Annotated in this window: 1 protein-coding gene; it reads right to left on the bottom strand. The window is 63.9% G+C overall.

Annotation, left to right across the window (positions count from 1 at the left end):
- Positions 1 to 1,555: transketolase-like TK C-terminal-containing protein (locus ABIE35_RS21160; protein WP_502921409.1), on the bottom strand; the 1,555-nt coding region annotated here is incomplete at both ends.

Below are 1,555 nucleotides of genomic sequence, written 5' to 3'. Positions count from 1 at the left end.
TGCAGGGTTTTGGCGACGATGGAGTGGGTGTCGTTTTTGAAGTAGCGGCGTGCGGCTTGGCGGGTGTCGGAGAAGCCGAAGCCGTCTGCTCCGAGGGAGGCGAAGTCGTTGGGGATGAATTGGCGGATTTGGTCGGGGACGGCTTTCATGTAGTCGGTTACGGCGATGACGGGTCCGGTGGTGCCTGCGAGTTGTTCGGTGATGAACGGGGTGCGGGCGGGTTGGCCGGGGTTGAGGAAGGCGTGTTCTTCGGCGGCGAGTCCGTCGCGTCGGAGTTCGTTCCAGGAGGTTACGGAGTAGATCTCGGCGGCGACGTTCCAGTCTTCGGCGAGGATCCGTTGGGCTTCGAGGGCCCAGGGTACGGACACGCCGGAGGCGAGGATGGCCGCGGTGGGGCGGTTCTCTGCGTTGGTGCCGTCCGCGGTGGGGGCTTCGGCGAGGCGGTAGATGCCTTTGAGGAGTCCGTTGATGTCCAGGTTTTCCGGTTCCGCGGGTTGGGTGATGGGCTCGTTGTAGACGGTGAGGTAGTACATGACGTTTTTATCCGTGGAGGCGTCGCCGTACATTTCTTCGAGGCCGTGGCGGATGATGTGGCCGATTTCGTAGCCGTAGGCGGGGTCGTAGGTTTTCACGGCGGGGTTGGTGGAGGCCAGGATGGGGGAGTGTCCGTCGGCGTGTTGGAGTCCTTCGCCGGTGAGGGTGGTCCGTCCTGCGGTGGCGCCGATGATGAAGCCGCGGGTCATTTGGTCTGCTGCGGCCCAGAACGAGTCGCCGGTGCGTTGGAAGCCGAACATGGAGTAGAACACGTAGATCGGGACCAGGGGTTCGCCGTGGGTGGCGTACGCGGTCCCGGCGGCGGTGAACGCTGCGACGGCGCCGGCTTCGTTGATGCCGGGGTGGATCAGTTGTCCGGCGGGTGATTCTTTGTAGGCCAGGACGAGGTCGCGGTCCACGGAGAGGTAGTTCTGGCCTTTGGGGTTGTAGATTTTCGCGGTCGGGAAGAACGCGTCCATCCCGAAGGTGCGGGATTCGTCCGGGACGACGGGCACGAACCGGGCGCCGAAGTTCTTATCCCGCATCAGGTCCTTGAGCAAACGGACGAAGGCCATGGTGGTCGCGGCTTGTTGTTTCCCGGATCCGCGTTTGGCGACGTCGTAGGACTTCGCGTCCGGGAGTACCACCTCGGTGTGGGTGCGGCGGCGTTCGGGGACGAACCCGCCGAGCTCGGCGCGGCGTTCCATGAGGTACTGGATTTCGGGGGCGTCCATGCCGGGGTGGTAGTACGGGGGACGGTAGAGGTCCGCGTCGAGTTGGTCATCGCTGATGGGGATGCGGAGGTGGTCACGGAAGGCTTTGAGGTCTTCCATGGTCAGTTTCTTCATCTGGTGGGTCGCGTTGCGGCCTTCGAAGTGCGGGCCCAGTCCGTAGCCCTTGACCGTTTTGGCCAGGATCACGGTGGGTTTGCCCTTGAACTCGGTCGCTGCCTTGTACGCGGCGTAGACCTTGCGGTAGTCGTGGCCGCCGCGTTTGAGGCCCCAGATCTGTTCGTCGTCCA

Source organism: Paenarthrobacter sp. 4246 (assembly GCF_040546855.1).
Classification (GTDB): domain Bacteria; phylum Actinomycetota; class Actinomycetes; order Actinomycetales; family Micrococcaceae; genus Arthrobacter.
Note: the sequence above shows the minus strand (reverse complement) of the source record. Positions and strands in the feature narration are given on the sequence as shown.